The sequence below is a fragment of the Sphingomonas aerophila genome (assembly GCF_014199305.1).
Lineage (GTDB): Bacteria > Pseudomonadota > Alphaproteobacteria > Sphingomonadales > Sphingomonadaceae > Sphingomonas > Sphingomonas aerophila.
In genome coordinates this window covers 1-16678 of sequence record NZ_JACIJK010000018.1, presented here as the reverse complement: position 1 = coordinate 16678, position 16678 = coordinate 1, and the positions used below count along the sequence as shown (strand labels likewise).

Below are 16678 nucleotides of genomic sequence, written 5' to 3'. Positions count from 1 at the left end.
CCTTCGCCATCCCTGCAAACAAGAACGCTGATCGGCTCACCGGGGAAGCACGGCTCTTCTTGTCAGATGAGTCGTTCTTGCTCGCGGAGCCGCACAGGAGGGTGTCATGGCCAAGGGTCAGGTCAAGTCGAGCAAAGAAAAGCGCAAGCCAAAAGCGGAGAAGCCGCCGAAGCTGAACGCATCAAATCCGTCGACCAAGGGCAAGCCTGCGGACTCATCTCCGCCGAAATCCTAGGAATACCAGATGCGACGGGTTTACCCCAAATCTGGTCAGGCCTGGCGAGGGGGTTTCCGATCACCTCGCCAACAGGCAAACTGCTCTTCGAGAATGGTGGCTCGCTTATCTGGTACCGCCTCGTACCTTCGGGCGTATCTTATCTGTGATGAGCGGACGTCCACATTGAAAGACGCGCACCAGTGCTGTGGTACCGCAAACATTCTAAGTAGTGTCGCCTGCGAAGGGTGGAAACTAGTCATCGGTTCGCGGCCGATGCAATTCTCGACCTAGGTGCCGTGCCCTGGAGTTATGCCATAAAGCACCCGCCTTGCAGTGACGGCGCTGCACGGGCGGCGCAGCGCGTCGGCAATTTGTTGGTCAGCAAAGCCCTCTCTTGCCATTCGGCGTAGCTGGTCATTCTCGTCAGGCGACCACAACTTTGTCTGATCGGTGTTCATGTTTATCTACCCCCGAACAGAGCCTACGCCGATTGCTGGCACTGGCAAGAAGGTCGCCGAGCCATATGGTGGGGCCAGGATGACCATTTTGGCACTAACGCCGCGCTTTAGGTAATCACCCCCACAGGATATCCGGTATCGCCTGGCTGGTTTCGCATGCCAAATTTCCAGGATGGCCAGTCGCGCAGAGCTGCTCACCGCTGAGGAGGTAAGGAACCTCATTGCGATGGCAATTGCACGCCGGACACAGCGAAGCGCCTTCTACTGGCGTCGCAAGGTCGGACGCGTTCTCCGCCTGCCGCCGCGCTCTGGACGATCTTATAACTGGTTCGTCGATCCAAGCGGAGATGACGACGACCTGGCGCTGATCGAAAAGGCGATCACCATCGTCAGGGCTGGGCACCCCTATATAGCATGAAGAGAGGGCGCCATGCCCGAGAATGAGCCGCCAATTTCGTTGGAAGCGCGTATGCGGGCGCTTGAGTTCATCGTCGTCATGCATTCGCTGACGGGTCTGGGCGAGCATGATCGCGCTCAGATCGCGCGCTCGGCTGAAAACAAAGGGGCGATGTGGAAGGAGATGGCCGAGGCGCTCGACGAGGTGGAGCGAGCGAACGGAATCGCGCGGGCTCTCACCGAACTGGCGGACCTCATCCAACGTCTTGGAGTGCTCTTCGGAACAGACAAAGCAAAGAACAGCGGCAACGGTCAACAGCCTTGACCATTCACGTTGCGGCCCGGTCTGGCGAGCGGATGTGCTCGCGCCGGATGCCAAGCCCAAGCAATCGCGCGGGAAGGGCCTGAAGCGCAGGAACTGCCTGGAGCAGTTTGACCACCGCTGGTGCCCGCGGGGCCTTGTTGCGCATGGCCGCGCCAATGACGTTTTGGTGGATGGCGCGTTGGATGGCCTGAATCGTCCGGACCGCCGGCAGCCGGCGCGTTCGCACTCGGCCGAGGAGCGGGTCGGGGTCGGCACCTGCTGCGATCGGGGCCGCCAGGATGTTGGCCGCAGCCACCGCATCCTGGATCGCGAGGTTGATGCCGACCCCGCCGACCGGCGACATGGCGTGCGCGGCATCGCCAATCGCCAGAAAGCCGGGTCGATGCCAGCGGGTCACCCGATCAAGCGTCACGGTGAGAAGCTTCACATCGTTCCAATCGGCAATGACGCCGATGTGATCGGACAGCGGCGGCGCTGCGCGAGTCACGTCATCCCGAAAACGGTCGACGCCGGCGGCGTACACCCGCTTCGCGCCGCCCTTCTCGATGACGCGTGCGCACTGGAAGTAATCGCCGCGGTCGATCAACACGATCATCTCGCCCTGGTCGATATAGGCCTGGGTACGATTGTCCGACGTCCGAACTTTCGGCACTCGGAACCAGAGCACGTCGATTGGCGCGCCAAGATCCTGTAGCGTTAAAGCTGCCGCTGTCCGCATCCGGGAACTGCGTCCGTCCGCAGCGATCACCAGCCTCGCGTTCAGCGTTTCACCGTTCGACAGCCTCACACCTTCGACGCGGCGGGCGCCTATGAAGAGCTCAACCGCCTCTGCCTCCATGCGCAAGGAGAAGGTGGGGAGTTGACGCCCGATTTCCGCTACAAAATCCAGGAAATGCCACTGCGGCATCATCGCTATGAAGCGGGCTGGACCCGGTACCCGGCCAAAGTCAGCGATCCGATACTCGCTGCCGCCGATCACCGCTCCGATCACGGATACCTTGTCGTGCTCGCGCGCGAGAAGGCGCTCAAGGAGGCCGAGTTCGTCAAACAAGTCCAGAGTGGATGGATGCACTGTGTCGCCACGGAAATCGCGCAGGAAGTCGGCATGCTTTTCGAGCACGATTGTTCGTACCCCAGCGCGGGCGAACAGCAATCCCGCCATCATCCCGGCGGGGCCGCCGCCGACGATCACAACAGGAGCAGCAACTGGATCGGCCACGTCGGCACCTCTCCACGATGCTGCCACTCTCAGGGAACAGCCCGCAGCTGAAAAGAGGGCGCCTTGTTTGTCAGTCGTATCGCAGCGGCCGTAATTACCCGACAGACAATTTGGTGGCGCTGCCCAGCAGCGGCGCTCGATAACGGATGGCCGCTTGCCTGGGGCGCCCTGCCTCTCGATCGCCCCGATCAATGCAGGCGATCGTGCCGGGGAGAGGTCGTTCCGAATGCACGTCGGCACGACCTTGCCGTTCTTGGCGTCCAACCAGAGGCTGTGATTGGCCGGTCCCATGGTAAAGCTCGCAGCGCCGCCAGTGAACCCGAATCTGCACCCCTTTGGCGCCCTTGCCGGTGGCCGCAGACGGGCTCGTCGCGACGGCGCGTACTCGCTTGAACCGCTTACAAGGAGACGTGAAATGCCGATGCACACTACGCGCGACGGAACACAGATCTACTTTCGCGACTGGGGCAAGGGGCAACCGGTCGTGTTCAGCCATGGATGGCCGCTGACCGGTGACGCCTGGGAGGGACAGATGATGTTCCTTCGCGCGCACGGGTACCGCACGATTGCGCACGACCGGCGTGGGAACGGTCGATCCGACCAACCGGATTTCGGTAACGATGTCGATACATGGGCGGACGATCTCGCGGGCCTGATCGAGCATCTCGATCTCGAGCAGGTCGTCCTGGTCGGCCACTCGACCGGCGGCGGTGAAGTCGCGCGCTATATCGGCCGACACGGGATCGCTCGCGTCGCCAAGGTCGTGCTGCTGGACTCGATCGTGCCCAGAATGCTGCAAGCGCCCGACAACCCGGCCGGCGTCCCGATAGAGGGCATCGACCAAATCAGGGCCGGCACGCTCGCCAACCGGTCGCAGTTCTTCAAAGAAGTCGCCGTGCCCTTCTTCAGCGCCAACCGCGAGGGGTCGACGGTAACGCAAGGAATGAAGGACCTGTTCTGGTACCAGGGGCTGCAGGGCGGGCTGCTGGCGGAATATGAAACGTCCTTTAGCTGGCAGCTCGACTACACGGAGGATGCTCGCCGTATCGACGTCCCGACGTTGGTGATCCACGGCGACGACGATCAGATCGTGCCGATCGATGCGGGCGGGCGGCGTGCGGTTGAGATCATCCCGAACGCTCGGCTGATCGTCTACCCGGGCGGCAACCACGGCATCGCGATCACCGATCCCGATCGGGTCAACGCCGATCTGCTCGCTTTCCTGCAGGAGGCGACAAGTGAGCCGGCTTCGGCGTCGGTGAGGGAGACGGTCTCCGCCTGACGCTGCTTGAACTTCGGCGGGTGGGGGGCAGGGTCCGGCCTTGCTCCCCGCTGAGGGTCACCGCGGGGTCAGCCTGCGCCGTTGTCGCGCGCTGTGGGTGATCCCGGTTTCAGGCCTTCTGCCAAGCAAAAACGCCATACCTGATCGCCCCACATCGATACGCTAGGATCAGGCGGGGAAGGCTAAACGCGAACACGCGATTTCGCGCGGACAGCACGCGGGTGCGGATATCGCCGTCGGTCACAAGAGCGCGCACAAGGCGCCCCAGGCAGATTGTCCAGGTACGTGCCACCTGCCGGGACAGATCCTTGTAGTCGAGAAGGTGCAGGCCGGCTTCATCCGCCCACCCCGCATAGTCTTCGCGGGTTCCCATTGAGGGGAGGCGCCCCTCGCGACAGATCGGCTCCAGAAGATGCCGAACCTTCCAGGGTGAAGCGTTTGTTTCAGCGAGCCAGGCACACACAACGAGGCGGCCACCTGGTTTCAACACCCGGGCAGCCTCGCTGAAAAAACGGGGTTTGTCGGCCATGTGCTCACTGCTCTCGATCGCGTAGGCGGCGTCAAAGGCCTGGTCGGCCAGTCCATTGTCGAGCCAGTCGCCGACGGTCAGCCTTACCCCAGGCTGTGGCGGCGAGTGGGTGGCCTGTGCTGCCGATAGGGTCAGGCCGGTGACTTCCACCAAGCGCTGGCGCGCAATGCGCCGCGCGGCCGCACCATAGCCGCAGCCGATATCGACCAATTGCGAGCCCGGTGCCGGGTCGAGCAGGTCGACCACATAGTCGGACAGCGCCTCCACGGCCTGTTCGGGGCCCTCGAGCGCGTTACTCCATAAACCATGGTGGACATGCTCGCCCCACAACGCCCGATAGATCGGATCGAGTTCGTCATAATGGTCGGCGACAGAGGCCGCTCCAACCTTGGTGCGGGAGTTGATCATTCCATGTGCTCTGGTCCTCGCGCCTTGCTGCCCGGCTCCGGCGGCCGAATACACGGGCGAATATCATGTAGGCGGAATCCCGGGCCTGGTTCGCAGCGGGCGGCACACGCGTCCGTAAACCGGCAGCTTTGGCGTTTAGCCAGTAATCACCCTCCCGAGCCCTGCGGCGCCCGGCTTTAGAAAAGCCTCGGCTCGCGCGGCCGGCACCGCCGGTGAGAAGAGATGCCCTTGCGCAAGAGCGCAGCCCCTTCTTTGCAGATAGTCGGCTTGTTCGGCCTCCTGAACTCCTTCAGCAACGACCTCGATGCGGAGCCGGCCCGCCAAGCTGACCATCGCGTCCACGATCGCCGCATCGTCAGACCCGTCGCACAGGTTGCGCACGAAGCTCTGGTCGATCTTGATCACGTCGACAGGAAACGACTTGAGATGGGTCAGTGATGCGTAGCCGGTGCCGAAATCATCAAGCGCGATCCGGGCTCCACTTTCGCGGAATGCGACAAGGATCGACGCAACCTTGTCGGTATCGCGCCCCAACAGGACGGTTTCGGTGATTTCGATCTCGACGCGGTCCAGCGGCACGCCGGCCTGCTCGAACGGACCCAGGACCCGGCCAATTAGATGTCCGTGCCGGAACTCGGCCGGGGCAAGATTGATGGCAACACGGCCGGGCTCGAGCCCCATATCGAGCCAACGTCGAAGATCATGGGCTACCGATCGATACATCTGGTCGCCCAGCGCGATTGCCAGATTGGTATCCTCGAACGCAGCGCAGATCGTGTCCGGCGTCTGGATGCCAAGACTGTCGTGGCGCCAGCGCAGCAATGCCTCGAACCCCACGACCTGACCGGTCGCGAGTTCGACCTTGGGCTGGTAAAAGGGGACAATACGATTGTCGCGTATTGCAGTACGGGCGACGTTGAGCGTGGAAGTGCGCTTTTGCACCCCTGCACGCATGGTCGATTCAAAGATCGACAGCGCGCCGCGCTGGCTGTTCTTGCCGACGTACAAGGCGATGTCGCTCGCCTTCAGCAGATTGTCGGACGTGGTTCCATGCGCAGGATAGGTCGCCAGGCCGGCGGTAGCCTGAGTGTCCAGCGTCTGCCCCTCATACTCGAATGGGGTCGCCATGAGGGTCAGCGCATCATGGACGCATGCGTGCAAACGGTCCCCTTCCATCCCCTTCAGAAGAAGGCCGAACTCATCGCCTCCGAGCCGGCCGATAACCGCCTCTGCGCCAAAGGCTGTTTTTAGCCGTGTGGCAAAGGTGCGCAGCAGCATGTCGCCGGCGTCGTGCCCGTGTGTGTCGTTGATCTCCTTCAGGCGGTCCACGTCCAATAGGATCAGCGCGAGCACAGTGTCGGGCAGGGCTGCACGGATCGCGGTATTCAGCTGTTCGGTGAAAAAGGCGCGGTTGGGAACGCCCGTCATCGCGTCGTGATTGGCGGTCCAGCGGATCCGATCTTCGGCTGTACGCTCCTCCGTCACGTCGCGGATGGTGACAAGCACAAGCGTTAGCCGGCCGGACGAGGCGTACATGCGCCATCCACCGGTCTGCATGCATCGCTCTGCACCGTCATTTGCTCGCCGGATCCGCAGCGCTACGTCAAACCGGGTCGTCGTATCGCCCGCATGAGCCGCGGTGACCAACGCTTGCAGCAACGGCTGGTCGGCGGGAATGACGAGCCCTAGCGCGGTTGGAACATCCGGCTGTATCCTTGGGTCAAGGCCAAGCATCGCCTTGAATTCATCCGACCATTCCCGCTTGCCCGAAACTGCATCATAGTCCCAGATACCAAGTCCGGCCGCTTGGGCTGCCAGGCGAAAACGCTCCTCGCTGTCGCGAAGGGCGTCTTCGGTGACCCGCCGATCATGAATATCCTCGAGTGAACCGTACCAGCGCGTTACCTCGCCCTGCCCGTTCAGCCGGGCAACAGCCCGGGCCCGAAACCAGCGGTAAAGGCCGTCTCGCCCACGTAGCCGGTAGCTGACGTCCACTGGCTGATGCGTGGCAATCGAGTCTTCCCATCGCGCTTGCGTTGGCGCGACATCATCGGGGTGCAGCGCCTCAATCCATTGCTGTCCCAGCGCCGCACGCTGCGGGATGCCGGTTACGGTGTGCCAGCGGGAGCTGACCTGCAGGATCGATCCGCCTGCATCGGCAATCCACGCGATCTGCGGACTTAGCTCCACAGTGTGCCGGTAGTGCTCCTCACTTTCGCGAAGGGTCTGCTCGGCGCGTTGGCGCGCTGTGATATCGGACGCGGTTGTGATCGTTGATGCTGGCTCACCGTCTTCGTCGACCACAACGGAGATGTGAACCGAGCAGCACACCGTTGTACCGTCCGGCCGGATGTAGCGCTGCTCTGTTGTGTACGGTTCTGCCTTGAGCGACTGCGCGCGATAGGTCGAAGCGGTGAGCTCCGCGTAATCAGGGTGCGGGCAATCCTCGGGAGGCGCGGCGTGTAGCTCTTCTGCGGATCGCCCAACAAGCTGACACTACGCGGCATTGACGAACAATATCCGCCCGCTGAGATCGCGATGCATGATGCCGACACCAGCGCCGTTCAGAACGGCCTGAAGACCGGCCTGGCATGCGTCAGGGCGATCACGGCCGACACCGAAGGCGGAGAGATCGTCAGCGCTGAGAACGCCGCTACTCGGAACCGACCTTCTCTCGACCAGGTCCTTGCCAGTAACGTGCCGTACGCTCGAGCTACTCCAATACCATCACGTCTCTTTCGAGCGATCGTAAGGTAACAAACGAGATTTAAGAATCCGTAGCGGGAGAGGGGCGCCGTTGCCGTCCTGGCGTCGTGAATGACCTCGCATGGAGGCTGCCGTTTTCTTGAACGTGACCACGACCGCTGCCAGCCAATTCACCGGGTGCGGCACGCCTGCGAACAGGATGCCCTGTGCTTGGTCCGATCCGATGAATAGCCGCGCCTATTCCAAACCTATGATGATCGTGATCGCAATTCGCGGCGTGACAATCTTGAGCAATATTGTGGCTCTGCGGCCACAGGTCCGAAGTGATCTTCATTGCGGAGGCATGGTTTTTACTTAGTCGCCACCTCTTCATCATCCCCCGTTGCTCGCCGCTGCGACCTGGCTGCGGGCACCCATCGAGATCTTTTTCGACCCCATGGTCGAGGCGGGCGTGAGCTGAGTAGGCGCGCTAAGTATTTGTTATCTCACAAAGTTATTAGACCACGAGTCCGTGCGTACCCATGGCGAATGCCAATTCAGGCCTGGGCGGCCGACGGGGGTTGCGGAAGCAGGCGGCCCCACTCCGTCGGGCAAACGCCCCGTCGAGTCCCGGAATGAGCCGATTACAAACCGATGCATCCAAATCGACTCTGCAGCGTTCGAGGGCCCTTAGGTTACTATCGAATTAACGATAGTTGGGGGAAGTAAATTGAATCAGCCGATTTCGTATGCGCGGGCCGCGCAGACCGTGCTCCTGCGCGGGGCGTCAGTCATCGCCATCTTTGCAGGTGTTTCGACTGCGCAGGCTCAGGCGCTCAAATCGAGCTATACTCCAGCAGCTGACAACGGCGGCGGTTCTGCTGCGGGGCGATCCGATATTGTCACGATACAGGGCGCAAGCGGTACCATCACGGGCGATTACCGTCTTCTCGGAACGAGCGCGCGCCCGGTAAGCAACACCTCATCGACCTTTGCCCAGCAGAATGCATCAGGCAAGGTGATCTCCGGCTACGACGCGATTGACGGGCGAGTTATCGTTGATCTTGCGGCAAAGCAGACCGTCGTTACTTACCCAGATCTTATTGGCGGCACCAATCGTACCACCACCGTCTATGACAACGCGTCGCTTCAGGCGGTCAACTCGGTAGACCGGCCGACTCGGTACTTCAGCACCACCGGAGCGCCAATTTACGGCGACCTGCGCCTGGCCGACATTTCCGCTTCGACGGTGACGATCGCCACGGGCAACAAGGCGGGAAGCGTTTACGACCGGGTCAATGAAGCCGTTGTGACGGCCGACAGCGGCTCGACGCTCTACAATGTCACCGCGGGCAGCACCGTGACCTACGATGCGCGCACTGGCACCATGAGCGGGCGCGATCTGGCCGGATTCTCCCAGTCGGCGTCGCAGTCCTATGATGTCCCTGTCACGACCTTCTCCGGCGTGGCATTCGGCAACGGCGACAGCGTCACCAATCTCGACAGCTTGAAGCGGTACAACACCGCTCTGATCGGCCAGCTTCAGGCCGGGCAGATCACGCCCACGCAATATGACAGCCTGATCAAGGCGGCAGCGACAACGACCACCCAGCGCGTTGTCGTGGCCCAGCAAGAGATCGCGCCCCTCGTCTCGCCGCCCACCACCAGCGAGCGGCTGTTCATGCGGCTCAATGATTCGCGGCTGGTCCTGACCGCGGACTCGCAGCTCGTCGGCTTGTCAGTGGCCGATCGCAATGGTGAAGGCGGTGGCACGCTGATCCTGGCCGAAAACGGATCCTCGGTCGAGAATAACGGTACGATCGCCCAGGTGCAGAGCGCGCCGGGAGTGCGGCTGACCGGCAACGGAACGAATTTCGTCAACACAAGCACGGGCGTTGTCGGGGTCGGCTACGAAACGTTGCGCCGGGGCAGTGACGGGTCGGTAACGTTCGGCGTCAACGAAGGCGCGGGTTATTCGACCCAGGTCACCGCGATCGACGCGTCGAACGGTGCGAGCGTCCTCAACCAGGGCGTCATCAACGTGGCGAACCGCGACATTGCGGGCGCTGCAAGCTACCTTGGCAAGACCAATCTGGGCGTCGTGGCACGTACGGGCGCAAGCGTTGCGAACAGCGGCACGATCCTGATCGGCGGTGGCGCAAGCGCGATCGCGGACAACGCTGGCTCCTATGGCGGTGCCGCCGGTCTGGTTGCGATCGGTACCGGTACGGCGACCAACAGCGCCGGGGGCACGATCCGCGTCGGTTCGACCTTCGTTGCGAGCCCTGCCGACCTGGCGAGTGTCACCGACGTGACCTCCACCGCCTTTGCGAACGGCATGACGTCGGTCGACGGCGGCACGCTCGTCAATGACGGCACGATCAGCATCGGTTCGCGCAGTCAGAATGCGGCGGGCCTGACCGTCCGGGGCGAGGGCGGCAGTGCAGTCAACAACGGCACAATCCGGATCGATAGCTCCGCCCTTACTGCGCCAACGGGCCGCAATGCGGGCATTCTGGTCAACGGGTATAATCGCACCGGCGATGTCATCGCGACGAACGCCGCGACCGGCGTGATCGACGTTAGTGGCGTGAACGGTGCCGGCATCTATGTCGAAAACTTGCGGGGCGGCGGCTCGGGTCTGGCCGTCAACCAGGGCACGATCCTGGTCAACGGTGGATTGTCCGCTAACCGGCTGCGGAACTACGGCATCTTTGTCGCGAACAACGTGTCTTCGGCGAGGCAGGATGGCGCGGTCATCTTGTCGGGTGTTGGGGCAATCGGCGTCCATGCCCGGAATGGCGGCACGGTAACGGTCGGTGAAACCGGCACCATCGATTTCCGGAACACGAACCAGATTGGATACTACGCGCTGGGCGCCGGATCGACGATCAACATCGGCGCGACGACCGACGTGGACACGGCTTCGTCGACGGGCCTCCGCGTCGAAGGCGGCGCGGCGACTAATGTGGGTACCGCCACGTTCAACGTATCCGGTGCCAATGCGACTGGCATCGTCGGGACGGGAACGTCGACGGCCACCACGGTGAACGCGACCAGCGCCCGGCTCAACGTGTCGGGCAACGGGGCGGTTGGCCTGCTGATCGAGGGCGGCGCAACGGGCGCTCTCGGGACGGCAAGCAACGTGCAACTTTCGGGCGTCAACACCACGGCGGCGGTCGTGGACGGCCAGGGCCATGGGCTCGACGGCGCCAATGTCGGCTCGCCACTCGCGAGCACGTCGCTGGCGAGCAGTGCGGCGCTTAGCTCCTCCTTCGGCGGGGTTACCGGCTACGTCGTGCGGAACCAGGCGCGCCTCAACAACGCGGGCGCGATCGGCCTGACCGGCACCGGTGCGCGCGGCATCGTGGCGACAAGCGGTGCGCAGGTCACCAATAGCGGTGCGATCGGGATCGCGGCGGCGGACAGCGTCGGCATCGACCTGTCGGGCACCGGCACGACGGCAACGCATAGCGGCACCGTATCCGGCACGGGCACTGGCGTGTCCGTACGCGGCGGCGCGACCTTCACCAACAACGGCGCGATTGTCATGGCGTCGGGTACGGGCCTGCTGGTCGCGGGTGCCGGTACAACGGCGACCGGTGCCGGCTCTGTCGGTGCAGGCGATGGTATCGCGGCAGTGCGCATCGTCGACGGGGCGTCGTTCAACAGCGCCGGCAATATCACGGCGGGCGGCACGGCGCATGGCGTGCTTGTCGACACGGGCGCAGGAGCGGTCACGCTTGGCGGCGGAACGATCACTGTCACCGGCAGCGGCAACGGCGTTGAGAATGCGGCTGGCAGCAACGCGATCCTGCTCAACGGCACGACGATCATTGCTGCGGGCTCGGGCTCGGCAGTCCGTACTGGCGTAACGCTTGACCCTGTATCTACGGCGACGCTGACGGCGGCAGGCGCCAACAGCACCGGTTTCACCTTCGCCAACGCCGGTGGAGCCCCGACCACGGGCGATATCACCTTCGGGACCGGCTACACGATCGCGGCAACGGGTGCGGGCGCGACAGGCATCCGCCTGGCCACGAACGGCAACGCCGTCCTGAACGGGCAGGTGACGGTGGCCACCGCGCAGGGCGGATCGGCGCTGGTCGGCGGTCCTGCCGCCAGCATCACCAACAATGGTGGCCTCCTGTCTGTGAGTGCAACTGCTCCCGTGGCGGATCTCCGTGGCGGCACGCAGGCCTTCACCAACAACGGCACGATCAGCGCAGTCTCGCCGGCAGGCACGGCCATCCTTGGCGGTAACAACGGACAGGCGATCACGCTTGCATCCGGCGCTGTGACGGGGGCGGTGACGCTCGGCGATGGCGCGGATAGTTTCGTGATGAGCGGCGGCACGCTGGCCGGCGCAGTGGCGACCGGCGCGGGCGACGACCTCGCAACGTTCCGCGGGCTCACCGACACGAACATGGCCGGGATCACCTCCATCGCGGGAGGCGGCACCGCGTCGAGCAACGACCGGCTGGTGTTCGACAACACGACATCCACCGGCACACGCCGCCTGACCGGATGGAACGCCGTTTCGCTGGCGAACGGCTCGACTCTCACCTCCGATGGCGACCTGACGCTTGCGCCCGGTGGCACCTTCACCGTCGCTGGCGGCACCACCTTCTTTGCGGGGAACGGCGTGCGCGGGGCGGTGCTGGCGGCTGCCGGCGGTGGCACGGCGACGCTGGTCAATGCGGGGCTGATCGACCTTACCAACGGCAACTCGGGACCGACCGACACGCTGACGGTGCGCGGCAATTACGTAGGCCAGGGCGGGACGCTTCGCCTCGATACCGTGCTGGCCGGTGATGGCGCGGCATCGGATCGGCTGATCATCGACGGCGGCGCGGTTAGCGGTTCCACGACCATCCAGGTCGTCAATGCCGGCGGCCTTGGCGCACAAACGACCGGCAACGGCATCGAGCTGGTGAGCGCGATCAATGGCGGCACCACCACGGCGCTGACCACCGGCAACGGGTTCGCCCTGGCCGGCGAGCATGTCGATGCTGGCGCCTTCCAGTATCGCCTGTACGCATCCAGCCTTGATGGCACGAGCCAGAGCTGGTTCCTGCGCACCGGCAGCTCGGGCCAGACCGAAGTTCCCGGCGGCCCCGGCACTGGTACGAACCCGGGCACGGGCGGTACCACCCCCGGAACTGGCGGAACGAACCCTGGTACCGGCGGAACGAACCCCGGCACCGGCCAGGAACCCGGCAGCGGCCAGACGGAAGTGCCACCCACCACGACCTATCGTGGCGAAGTAGCTCTCCTGGGCGCGTTGTAGGGAACGCTTCGCAACGCGGACCTCAGTTTTCTTGGCACCTATCATCGCCGCATGGGTGACGAAGGAGCGCAAGTCGTGCAGGACTTCACCGTTCCGGGTCGGTTCTGGGGCCGCGCTCTCGCGGACGACGCGCATCTGCGCATGAAGGGTGACGCCCAGCCGACCGTGGATGGCCACCTTTATGGCTTCCAGCTCGGGGTGGATCTGTTCCGCTTCGGCGGCGCGGGCGGGCACCATGATGTTGGCGTCTATGGCGGATATACCGACGGCAACTACCGGGTGAACGGGTTTGCGGGCGGTCTGCTCGACCAAAATGTCGGCCGGCTCGATCCGCACACCTATTATGGTGGCGTGTACTGGACCTACATGGCCAATAACGGCTTTTATGCCGACACGGTCGTCCAGGCGAGCTGGTACGATGGTTCGGCGCGAAACGTGAATGGCAGCCGGATCGGTATCAAGGGCACGGGCATCCTCGCTTCGGTGGAGATGGGCTATCCGGTGAAGCTGTCGAACACATGGTCGCTCGAACCGCAGGCCCAGTTGATCGCACAGGGTAGCAGCATCAACGATGTCGCGATCACCAATGCGACGGTGATCCAGCACGGGCAGGGCCAGTTGACCGGCCGCGTCGGCCTTCGCGCCAAGGGACGGTTCGACACCGCGTCGGGCTCGTTCCAGCCCTACCTCCGGGCGAACCTGTGGCGGTCGTTCGGCACGACCGACCGGACGCTGTTCGTGACCCCGGCGGCAACCACGGCGATCTCGACCTTCAACTCGGCCCTGTGGGCGGATGCTGGCGGCGGCCTGACCTGGTCGCTCAGCCCCCGTCTGGCGGTTTATGGCGAGGCAACGCACCGCTTCAGCCTGGACAGCGGCCGCGGGGTGACCGGTCACTCAACGGGTGGGTCGATCGGCCTGAAGCTCGCCCTCTAAGCTGTATCTCGCCCCCTCCAGCCGGAGGGGGCGAGACCGGCATCAGAACGAAGCGGAATAGCCGACCAGCGCGCGGCTGGACCGATCGGTGATGTCGCGCATCACGCCCAGCCTCAAGCTCGATCGAGCAGTGCCCCGGACAAAGCCCGTGGTCAGCTGCAGGCGCCGCCGGTCACTCGCCAGGCTTGCGCTGGACGACGAGTAGAGAAGCGAGCGGGTGGCAAGGTCGTAGCCAGTTCCGAGCGTCAATCGAGCCTCGCCACTCTCGATGGTGAGCGGCTGCGACACGCCGAAGCTCAACTTTCCGCCCAGCGCCGGACCACTGAACTGGAGCCCCGCCCGCGTTCCGACCAGCGAGGATGCGCCGGTGACGATCGACAACGGATCGAGCTTGATGCGGGTCACACCGACCGAACCATAGCCCTCGACGCCCCAATCACCCGTGAGGGGCAGCGTGTAATGCGCCTCGATCAATCCGGTGCGGGCACCACGGCCGAGCGCAAGCCCACCCGACGATACGGAGCCCATGATCGAGCCGCTTTCCTCGATCCAGGATGCGCGCAGCGATGCACGGCCAGTGTCAAGCGACAGCGTCGCGGCGCTGGCGTTGGTGCTGCCTTCGCGCCCCGTCGACACGCTGAAGCCGACACGACCGATGCGGGTCGCCTGGTCAACCTTCACGCTGTTGCCGGCTTGCGGCGCATAAGCGAGCGTCCCGTCGGCGAATGGGGCGAGCCCCATCACGTCGTTCTGCAGCGAATCCTGTGCGTTGAAGCCGAAATGGAGCCCGGTCTTGCCGACCTGCACATCGACATCGCCATTGGTCACGATGCCGCGGGCGTTGCCATCGGGACTGCGAAGATAGCTCGCATAGCCAAAGCTGGCGCTGATCGGCCCGGCGCTGAAGCCCCGGACTCCGCCGCCCGTCATCTGGGCCAGCCGTCGCCTGAGCCACCGGGGGTTCACCGTGTCTGGCTTCACGATCAGGCCCGCGAGCGAGCCACTGAAATCACGGCCGAAGCTGTCGAGCACCGTGACGTTCGACAATGCCGTCTGCAGCGAGCCTGATCCGACCCCGGCGGGCAGCACCAGCGCGCTTTGCGCCACGGCGGTCTGGGCCGTGCCGTTCGACAGCTTGGGATCGACCGGCGACAGCGCCGCCTGCACGTCAACCAGCCCGGCGCCAAAGATGGCGTCCACGCCCGGCGGGCCGATGTCGCGCGCGGTCGCGATGATCACGTCGCCCGCCTGCTGGCCGGTCAGCTGCGGCCATTTGCTGAGGATGGTCGCGGCCAGACCCGTCACCTGCGCGGTTGCCGAGCTGGTACCGGAGAAGGAAGATACGCTGCCGTCGATCCTGGTGGTGACATTGGTGCCGACCCCGGTCACGGTCCGGTCCGCCATCGCCCCCGCCATGTTGGAGTAGGACGCCAGGGCGTAGCTGGACTGAGACGACGGATCGAGTGCGACGACGAACAGCCAGCTGTTGCGGTTGCTGGCATCGACGTTCACCGCGTCGATCGGGTTCGCGCCGCCACTGTTGCCCGCCGCGTTGATGAGCAGTCCGCCTGTCCCGGCATAGGCGGTGACGGCGTTGCGCAGCGACACGTTGAACCCCTGGGACGACAGCGAACGGTTGATCACCTTGATGCCGGCGCTTGCTGCATAGTTCAGCGCCTCGGCATCGTGGGTCAGCGTCTCCGTGGCCGTGTCGTAATTATAGTCGGAGGTACGCAGCACCGCGATCTTCGCGTCGGGCGCTATGCTCGTGGTGGTGCCGCTGTCCCGGCGCGCGGCAATGATCGCGGCGATGGCGGTGCCGTGGTCGGACGTCGCGTCGCCCAGCACATCGCGCTTGGTCGTCACGCCGCCCCGCGTTTCCGAGCCGAAGTCCTTGGACAAGTCGGAAACCTGCCCCTGGAGTGCCGGCAGTGAGGCGAGAACGCCGTCATCCATCACGCCAACGGTCACGCCCTGCCCGGTATAGCCGGAGTCGAGAGCGTACAGTGCGTTGACGAACTCGTTCGCAACGTAGTTTTCGCGGAACTGCACGGTATCGTTGACCGAACGGGCCGGCTGCATGGTCGCAGGCGTGATCAGCTTCCCGGGCGGAGGCGTCACCGATGCCGAATGGTCGGTTCCCGTGGAAGTTGGAGCTGGCGTCGGCGCCGGCGTTGGCGCGGGCGTCGGTGTGGCTGCAGGTGTTGGCGAGGAAGGCAGGGGATTACCGATCGGCACGCTTCCCTGAGCGGGAGCCTGGGAGCCCGACGAGTTGATGCCGCCGCCACCGCTGCCGCACGCACTTAGTATTGTCAGCGTAGCCAAGCTCGCCGAACCGCGAAGATACCGCGTCATGAAATGCCCTCACTGGATCGAAGGGCAAGCTACATTCATAGATAAAGCATAAGGTTGAGCGGCTTGGTTAAGCGTGAGGTAACCTGCGCAGCGGGCCTTCTGACTGGCCGGCGCCAAGCCCCCGAAAACGATGGACGGCACCGTTGCAACCCGCCACGCCGCTGGTCAGAGAAGCGCAAACCGGGCGACCATCACCGATAAGGCGAGCGCCTTTCCGTGCCTCACCTTGTCGGGGCCACCCGCATTGGAACACGGCTTGATCCTGGACCGGATCGCCCGCCTGTCTTTACGGGGTAATCGGTTACATAAGCACCGGAACGCACCAGGTCCGGGCGGCAGGAGGAGGCTGTATGACACATCGCACTTGGCTGTTGGCCGCTGCGGGCGTGCTGGCGCTGGCAGCGCCGACCGTGATTGCACCGGCCGCGGCGCAGGCGACGGGCATCACCGCGCGCGCCGGCGGGATGGAAACGCGCCAGGGCAACAATGTCGTGCGCGTGACCGCGCTGACGGACGATATCCTTCGGGTGACCATCGCCCGGGGTACACAGATGCCCGAAGACGCAAGTTGGGCCGTC

The 16678-nt window shown here is 64.2% G+C and carries 11 protein-coding genes and 2 pseudogenes; 8 read left to right on the top strand and 5 right to left on the bottom strand.

Going from position 1 to position 16678, the window contains the following annotated elements; translation table 11 throughout:
• Nucleotides 1–106 precede the first annotated feature (106 nt).
• The 3 genes from FHS94_RS19750 to FHS94_RS18380 all read left to right on the top strand — a co-directional run bounded on the left by FHS94_RS19750 (nucleotide 107) and on the right by FHS94_RS18380 (nucleotide 1396).
• Entirely contained in the window at nucleotides 107–235 is a 129-nt protein-coding gene (locus FHS94_RS19750; RefSeq protein ID WP_281396942.1) for a hypothetical protein, read from the top strand.
• 612 nt (nucleotides 236–847) lie between these two features.
• Nucleotides 848–1093: a hypothetical protein gene (locus tag FHS94_RS18385; protein ID WP_221234886.1), complete on the top strand. Its 246-nt coding sequence runs from the start codon at nucleotides 848–850 to the stop codon at nucleotides 1091–1093.
• Between the two features lie 12 nt (nucleotides 1094–1105).
• Nucleotides 1106–1396, top strand: coding sequence for a hypothetical protein (locus tag FHS94_RS18380; RefSeq protein WP_184060641.1), 291 nt, complete (start codon nucleotides 1106–1108; stop codon nucleotides 1394–1396).
• 4 nt (nucleotides 1397–1400) lie between these two features.
• Here FHS94_RS18380 and FHS94_RS18375 read toward each other — a convergent pair whose 3' ends face one another.
• Nucleotides 1401–2615, bottom strand: a complete 1215-nt coding sequence (locus FHS94_RS18375) for an FAD-dependent oxidoreductase (protein ID WP_343055358.1) — start codon at nucleotides 2613–2615, stop codon at nucleotides 1401–1403.
• A gap of 415 nt (nucleotides 2616–3030) precedes the next feature.
• On the opposite strand from FHS94_RS18375, the gene FHS94_RS18370 reads away from it, so the two are divergent.
• A complete protein-coding gene (locus FHS94_RS18370) occupies nucleotides 3031–3897 on the top strand; it encodes an alpha/beta fold hydrolase (RefSeq protein ID WP_184060639.1) in 867 nt (288 codons plus the stop codon).
• 109 nt (nucleotides 3898–4006) lie between these two features.
• Here the strand turns inward: FHS94_RS18370 and FHS94_RS18365 are convergent, their stop codons facing one another.
• The 3 genes and pseudogenes from FHS94_RS18365 to FHS94_RS19840 all read right to left on the bottom strand — a co-directional run.
• Entirely contained in the window at nucleotides 4007–4834 is an 828-nt protein-coding gene (locus FHS94_RS18365) for a class I SAM-dependent methyltransferase (RefSeq protein WP_184060637.1), read from the bottom strand.
• Between the two features lie 135 nt (nucleotides 4835–4969).
• On the bottom strand, nucleotides 4970–6709 hold the full coding sequence (locus FHS94_RS19845) for a putative bifunctional diguanylate cyclase/phosphodiesterase (RefSeq protein ID WP_343055360.1): 1740 nt from the start codon (nucleotides 6707–6709) through the stop codon (nucleotides 4970–4972).
• Nucleotides 6689–7318 (bottom strand): annotated as a pseudogene (locus FHS94_RS19840) (PAS domain-containing protein); the annotation flags it as partial. The pseudogene FHS94_RS19840 and the gene FHS94_RS19845, both read right to left, overlap by 21 nt.
• 931 nt (nucleotides 7319–8249) lie before the next feature.
• Here FHS94_RS19840 and FHS94_RS18355 point away from each other — a divergent pair.
• Together FHS94_RS18355 and FHS94_RS18350 are read left to right on the top strand one after the other, a co-directional pair.
• Nucleotides 8250–12809, top strand: coding sequence for a beta strand repeat-containing protein (locus FHS94_RS18355; RefSeq protein WP_184060633.1), 4560 nt, complete (start codon nucleotides 8250–8252; stop codon nucleotides 12807–12809).
• Nucleotides 12810–12851: 42 nt separating this feature from the next.
• Nucleotides 12852–13745, top strand: a pseudogene (locus tag FHS94_RS18350) (autotransporter domain-containing protein); the annotation flags it as partial.
• A gap of 42 nt (nucleotides 13746–13787) precedes the next feature.
• Here the strand turns inward: FHS94_RS18350 and FHS94_RS18345 are convergent.
• Nucleotides 13788–15827, bottom strand: coding sequence for a S8 family serine peptidase (locus FHS94_RS18345; RefSeq protein ID WP_221234885.1), 2040 nt, complete (start codon nucleotides 15825–15827; stop codon nucleotides 13788–13790).
• On the opposite strand from FHS94_RS18345, the gene FHS94_RS18340 reads away from it, so the two are divergent.
• Entirely contained in the window at nucleotides 15826–15993 is a 168-nt protein-coding gene (locus tag FHS94_RS18340; protein WP_184060665.1) for a hypothetical protein, read from the top strand. The genes FHS94_RS18345 and FHS94_RS18340 overlap by 2 nt on opposite strands.
• Before the next feature lie 457 nt (nucleotides 15994–16450).
• Nucleotides 16451–16678 (top strand): hypothetical protein (locus FHS94_RS18335; RefSeq protein ID WP_184060627.1); only part of this gene is annotated, 228 nt, incomplete at its 3' end.